General features: G+C 59.5%; 5 protein-coding genes. 2 read left to right on the top strand and 3 right to left on the bottom strand.

Going from position 1 to position 6,453, the window contains the following annotated elements; all coding sequences use genetic code 11:
* Positions 1–335: 335 nt before the first annotated feature.
* A complete protein-coding gene (locus BLR85_RS27380; RefSeq protein WP_139188591.1) occupies positions 336–1,562 on the bottom strand; it encodes a hypothetical protein in 1,227 nt (408 codons plus the stop codon).
* Positions 1,563–2,091: 529 nt separating this feature from the next.
* Complete coding sequence (locus BLR85_RS27375; protein ID WP_093164873.1) at positions 2,092–2,853, bottom strand: recombinase family protein; 762 nt, start codon at positions 2,851–2,853, stop codon at positions 2,092–2,094.
* Positions 2,854–3,082: 229 nt separating this feature from the next.
* Between BLR85_RS27375 and BLR85_RS27370 the strand changes: the two genes are divergently transcribed.
* Positions 3,083–4,027: a tyrosine-type recombinase/integrase gene (locus BLR85_RS27370; RefSeq protein WP_093164871.1), complete on the top strand. Its 945-nt coding sequence runs from the start codon at positions 3,083–3,085 to the stop codon at positions 4,025–4,027.
* A gap of 194 nt (positions 4,028–4,221) precedes the next feature.
* On the opposite strand, the gene BLR85_RS27365 is transcribed toward BLR85_RS27370, so the two are convergent.
* On the bottom strand, positions 4,222–4,641 hold the full coding sequence (locus BLR85_RS27365) for a helix-turn-helix domain-containing protein (RefSeq protein WP_093164869.1): 420 nt from the start codon (positions 4,639–4,641) through the stop codon (positions 4,222–4,224).
* A gap of 320 nt (positions 4,642–4,961) precedes the next feature.
* On the opposite strand from BLR85_RS27365, the gene BLR85_RS27360 reads away from it, so the two are divergent.
* Positions 4,962–5,660, top strand: a complete 699-nt coding sequence (locus tag BLR85_RS27360) for an RraA family protein (RefSeq protein WP_093164879.1) — start codon at positions 4,962–4,964, stop codon at positions 5,658–5,660.
* The last annotated feature ends 793 nt before the right edge of the window (positions 5,661–6,453 follow it).

Below are 6,453 nucleotides of genomic sequence, written 5' to 3'. Positions count from 1 at the left end.
TCTCCTCTCTCCCCCGATCCGGCGCTTCGGCAAGTCGATCAGCTTCTTTGACGTCGAAGATATCTCTCGAATCCGCTCGGTGATGCGGACCTCGTCCGAGGGATTCATGACAAGTCAGTGCTGACTTTTTCACCCCCAGATCTTCATGGAGCGAGGTTCAGATCGGTGACGCTCCGAAGACGAGCGATAAGAATAGAAGGACGATGACATGTGCCGCGGTGGAGCCGGGAGATTTCGCCTATTTCGCCTTATAACTCCATGAATCGATGAGTTTCTGCGTCTCTCCGACCCTCAGGGAAATTCCACACGCGCCCCTCGTCTTCTCACCTCTCCGCCTACCTTCCCCATTGCGTCTCCAGTCTCTTCAGGGCCTTCCTGCTCCGCTTGCGAAACTCGGCCCATGCAACCCCATGCCCCTTGATCCCCAATGCCGATGGCCGCCTGCTTCCTCTCCCTGCCCCTGCCTCGATCTGATCCTGGATGTGTTTCGCTCTCTGGTAACGATCCAGACCAAGAACGCCTCCCTTCGCGAAGACAGGGAGTTCCTCCGCGTCAGGTGTCTCTCCTGCAGCGGACAGGGTCGGGATCGTCGTGGCAAAGACGCCTGACACCAGATGATCGAAGGGCAGGTTCCGGATATCAACTTCGAACTCGACACCAAGCTCTCGCATGACGAACCGATCAAGCGTGACCTCGATCCGGCTGCGCTTCCTGTGCTGTTCCAGCTTCTGCGCGTGATTTCCTGTTCTCTTGTCCGTGACCTTGTCCTGGATCCTGACCATGGCCACGTCTCCCTTGCGTCCGAAATAGAACGTCCCATCCACCGGCTGCGGCTGGAAAGCGGCCGCGTCCAGGTCCCGGAAATGCTCTGGCGTCAGCGCATCGTGAGCGGCAGCATTGCTTTTATCTCTGTGCTTCCCTGTCGACCCAAGAACCACCGGCTTGGGTATCTTCACCTCGAATATGTCTCCGAACGCGCATCTCGGCTGAGCTCCGGGCGTGTTCCAGAACAGCTCGGGCACTATGACGTGGTGGCGCAGCACCTCCGTCATCCTGCGGCGGTCTTCATCGCTGCCACTCTTCGGATAGATGTCGAGCGACACCTCGATTCCGTCGATGCGGATCGCCTGCCTGTCGATCTTGTATTTCGTCTCTAGCGCTGCGCAAAGCCTCTCCAAGCCGCTCGGCGTCGGATTCTGAAGCTGGAGGGTGAACTCGTGGCCGGCACGCCAGTCTTCGCCATCTAATCTTTGGACGAAGAGTGTCTGCTCGAGATCGACCACCGCGGATGCCCACCTGTGGATGTTGCTTGCTTTGTGCCGACTCGTCGTGTCGAAGCTGATCCTGATCCAATCGACCACCGCGCTGAAGGTGTAATCGCAGAGTTCGATGTCGGGCCATACCTCGAGACGGCCTTCATTGATCGGCTGCTTCCCGGAATAGGGCATACTGTAGTAGTTGATCTCGATCCCGCTCTCTTTCACGAACGTGTGCCAGCGCTTCCCGGAAGGGCGGCGCTTGCGGGCCGTTTCCAGGATGGGGACGGTGAGATCGTAGGACATTGGCGACAGCATTTCTTGGGGAAGGCGCTCCGGAGAGCAGCAGCACGAGATGACTTGGGTATGATCCGCAATCGTTCAAGTCTGTTTGTCGCCGGGGATCACCGCGCGGCGATATCTACCTCACGCCCGGAGCTCCCCCCTGCCCTGCCGACGCTTCGAAGCACCCCCAGGGGCTGAGAATTCGCGCTACAGGCGCAGTTTCAGAAATCGCCGCAAAGACCACCAGGCTGCACGAGATGCGGCCCTGTGAGCCTCTCACAGCCTCTCAGGCATGCATGTTGCCCACTCGCAACAGTCCCGGCAAGGATTCAGCACCAGCGCCGTCCCAGCAACGCGCCCCTCTTCCGCCGCCGACCGGTGTCTGGCGCATCGGCTGAGTTCATGCTGCGCACCGGCTTGCTGAGCGCAACGGCCTTCTACCGATCCAGCACTTACCGGCGACCGTTACAGTCAGAAGCGCTGTGAGAGCGCCCCTGGTGGGCGGATCGGTCGTTGACGCATACGACACGCCCTCCGCTGGAACGTCGCCCTACGCGTCTCTCACACGCTCTGGCGTGCTATCCGCGGGTCCGTCGGCGACGGCGCTGTCCTCCAGCCGCTTCAACATTCTCGCGACGCTCGTCGCCGTCCACGCGTTGTTCCTCGCGGTGCGAAGACCACGCCGATTGGCTTCCTCGGCGATTGCGGTCAGTGTCAACGTCTCGCCCGCTGCGATCATCTCGTCGCGGACGGCGGCAAGTTCACGCCCTCGGGCGTCGGCGGCCGCACTGCGCGCCTTGCGGGAGGCGATCACCGCGCTGCGGGTCTGGTCGCGTTTCTCGTCCTCGGTCAGGCGGCTCTTGCGCGGAGCGTACGACCACTTCCCCCGGTCGGGGCTTTTCAGGAATGCCAGCATCTCGTGATGATCGATGTTTTCGAGCAGGCATCCCTGCCGAACACAGAGAAGGTGCCGGCGGTACGGCTGGAGTCCGCCGAGCACATCGTGCCCCTGCTCAATTGTGTGAGCGCGAAACAAGCGATTGAGATCATCAATGACGACAGTCCCGCTGCCGGCCGCACGATACAGTTCCAGAACGCGAGCAAGCTCGGGAAATGAAGACCACCCCCGGATCGATCGGCTATGGTCGAAGGTCAATCGTGAGATCACGATGTCATGCCTATCGGCAAACGCCTTGAGGTTCAGGATCTGTTGCCGGGCCGGTGCGTGCTTGTAGAGACTGCCTTTCGGCTTCGCGCCGTGGGTGAGGATGACGTGGCCGTGGATACGCTTGCGCTCTGTGTCGTTGCTCATGGAGACGAACTATGTTGTTACAACATTATTGGCAAGACCCTCAGGGACGCCAACCCCGCCGGTCCGAGCATTGCCTGCAGATCCGTCCCGCCAGTACCCTCGGTGGTGCTCGAACGATGAAGAAACCCAGCTCATCGCACGCAACCCACGGAAAAAATTGGGAAACAGCCCGACGGTTCGACCCACGTCTGCTATAATGTGTTCAGCATCAGAATTGAGCGAGCACTGCATGAAATACACCGACAAGACCGTCCGCGACGCCTGCGAGGCGTGGCTCAAGACCGCCCGTCGCAATGGGCTCGAAGCCGCCACCCTGAAGGCATATCGCAGCCATGCGCACATTCATATTGAGCCAAGGATGGGGGATCGTCTGCTGAGCGATCTCTCCCGCTCGGATATCCGCGACTTCATGGACGAGCTGCTGGATGATGGCGTTTCCCGGGCCCTCACCCGCAAGGTCATGGTCAGCTTGCGATCCATCCTCTCCGAGGCCGTCGAGCGCGAATGGATGGCGGCCAATGTCGGGCTCGAGGTGAAGATGAAGCGCTCGAAGCGCGGCACCGAGGAGCGCATCATCCCGACCAAGGACGAGATCCGCAGGATCCTCGACAACGCCCCGGAGAGCCATCGCGCGCTGCTGGTCACCGCCATCTTCACCGGCATGCGCGTCTCCGAGCTGCGCGGGCTGACCTGGAAACATGTCGATCTCGATCGCGGGGTGATCTTCGTTCGACAGCGCGCCGATGAGCAAGGCAAGCTCGGCGCTCCCAAGAGCCGCGCCGGGGTGCGGGATATCCCGATGGCGCCGATGGTGAAGAACACGCTCGCGTCCTGGAGGCAGGAAGCGCCGGAAAGCGCAATCGATCTCGTTTTCCCCAACTCGGTCGGCAAGGTGCAAAGCTACTCGAATTTCTACAACCGGGTCTTCAAGCCGATGCTGCTCGAGAATGGGATCATCAACGCGGAGGGCGAGCCGAAATTCGCGGTGCATTCGCTGCGCCACGCCGCCGCCTCGCTCTTCATCGAGCAGGGCTGGAACCCCAAGAAGATCCAAACCCTGCTTGGCCACGCCACTATCGGCATGACGATGGACACCTATGGCCACCTCTTCGACAGCGCCGAGGAAGACCTGACCATGTTCGCCAAGCTGGAGAGCGACCTGTTGGCGGCTTAGCGGCAACGGGCAGGTTCAAGTTCAGAAACGCCGAATCCGGAAGGGCGTTTTTATGCCATTCATATGCATTGTGCTCGGTCCCGGCGGTCAACTCCAAGGATTGGACGTCCTGCTGACGCCGCGCGCCGGGACAGCCTCCATAGGAAGCCGCCCCCACCTAGGACTTCGTGGTCTGGCGGGGGCGCAGCCTTTCCCTATTTTCCAGCGACCTCCCCAGCAAAGCGCATCCAGTGCAACATGTATCGGAACAAGCCGATCATGATTTCTCCGTCCTGTTTCCGCCACCGGAGTTCGACATTGGGATCCGCAATCTTGAGCATCTGCAGAATCCCGATTTCGCGATCGGTGAGCTTGGGATCGAACACCAGATTCAACGTGCCCCAGATCTCGGGATGATACTCGAGCATGGCGATACGGGCAAAGTCGATTGGGTCCACGTCGCAGGCTTCGGCAAGCGCCGGAATGCGTTCGATCGGCACCTTGGTCTCGCCGGTCTTCATCATCGAAAGCACATTCGGCTTGGGAAATCCCGCGCGTTGCGCGATCTCGCGTTGGGTCAGGCCCGAGTTCTCGATGGCGGTGGTCAGGAAGGCGGCGGTGGGGCTCTTGGTCATGTCATGCTCTGCAGCGTTGTTTCATTCACTGCTGATATAGAAGGACGCGTGCGATCCGGGCGGGGGCAAGGGCGAAGGATCGAGCGAGGCGATGAAGGGCCGCGTCGTGGCCTGACCCTGCGGAAGCTTGTCGTTGAGACGGCTGTCTGAGCTGTCTTGGCATTTATTGCCAAGAGCCGGCAAGCAAGAGCGACGAGAGCTCACAGGTCGTGAATGAGCCCGGAGCGGACGTTGCACGATGCAAGTCGACAATGAGTAGACTGCTCCGTAGCATGGTTGTGTAAGAGATGCTCACAGACCGAAAGAAAAGGAACGGCCACGTGATCGAAGCCCCGCCGACGCTGACTATCAAGAAAGACCTTCGGCGCCCGACCGAAGCACAGATTGCAGCATTTCATGGTGCCCCCACCGGCTTTGTCGTTGACGCCATGTTTGGAGGTGGCGCTCTCTCCAACAACATTCAGCCGATTGGAGGGGGGCGGGATCTAACCTGCGCCGCGGCAGGTCCCGCATTAACTGCGGAATGTGGCGCCGCCGACGTTTTGGCAGTGTTCGCATCGTTGAAATTCATTCGACCCGGCGACGTCATCGTGTCCTCGTTTTCAGCCTATTCCGGATGCGCAGCCGGTGGCGATGGCTTGATTGGAATGATGAAAAATTCCGGTGCGGCCGGGTTTGTTACGGACGCACCGCTGCGTGACTACGATGGCATAGTCTCGGTTGGATTGCCGGTTTGGTGTACCGGAATTACCCCAGCGTCACCGCACATGTCGGGACCTGGAGCCGTTGGTTTCCCGATCCAAATCGGTGCACAAGAAGTGGAAACTGGTGATATGATCATAGCCGATCGGGATGGCGTAGTTGTCGTGCCGTTCGAGCGTCTGGATGAAGTTATTCAACATCTCGAACGTATTAGGAGTGCCGAGCGTGCGCAGGACGAAAGAGTTGCCGCAGGACTGCAGGTTCCTGATTGGGTGGAGCAACTGTTGGCAAGTGACCGAGTTGCTTTCAAAGAGTAAAAGTCTAACGGAAGTGCTTTGAGCGCCAGCGACTGCTTCGTCCAAGGTTTGTGGCTGCTGTCAGCGTGAGCTGCAGCGGCGACAAACCTTGGACATTGCCGCCGATCATCGACTCTGTCTTTCCAACCGCTTCCTGCGCATTGCCGACGCTCGCTACGTCTCAACGGTTTGCAAGTGCAGTACCATCCTCTGAACCAGAAGCGGCAACTCGTGGTCCGTGCAGCGATTGGCAGTGAAGAGCCCTTTCTTAACCGATGCTGCGCACTGCGCCAATGGCAGCTTCACCGACTGCGCGGTCATCTGATGAAAACACTTAGATAACTAGTCAGACCCGCTGAGCGTGCCTCAGCGGCCGAACATCCCCTGGGTCGATCGGCCCCACCCATCTTGCAGAACCTTGCCAGATCGGCGTGGTGCAAGCGCGATCCAGTTTGGAATGATCCAACGGCTGAATGCGTGGTCATCATAAGCGAATAAGTTCGTTTGAGCGAATTAGACTGATCTGAAAGCAAGCCTCCTCCGTACTGCAAGTACACAGTCTGACAGAGGAGGACACCATGAACAAACTGTTGATCGCATCGACCATCGCATCCGTAGCCATTGCTTCGTCCGCATTCGCGGGGGCAGAGAAAGGTAAGGGAGACGGCAAGGGTCGGACCGGAATTGCCGAAACCGTTTCGTCTACGCCTGGGTCGGCGAATGCAGCGAGTGGCCTAAAAGGTGGTTGGGGCGGTGCAACCGGCGTCTCCAATGGCCCTGCTGCTCAACCGAAGTAGAGTCAGCGAGATAGGCT

Origin of the sequence: Aliiruegeria lutimaris (genome assembly GCF_900099935.1) — a bacterium.
GTDB lineage: Bacteria > Pseudomonadota > Alphaproteobacteria > Rhodobacterales > Rhodobacteraceae > Tropicimonas > Tropicimonas lutimaris.
The sequence above is the reverse complement of the archived record's forward strand: the minus strand, read 5'-3'. Positions and strand labels throughout refer to the sequence as shown.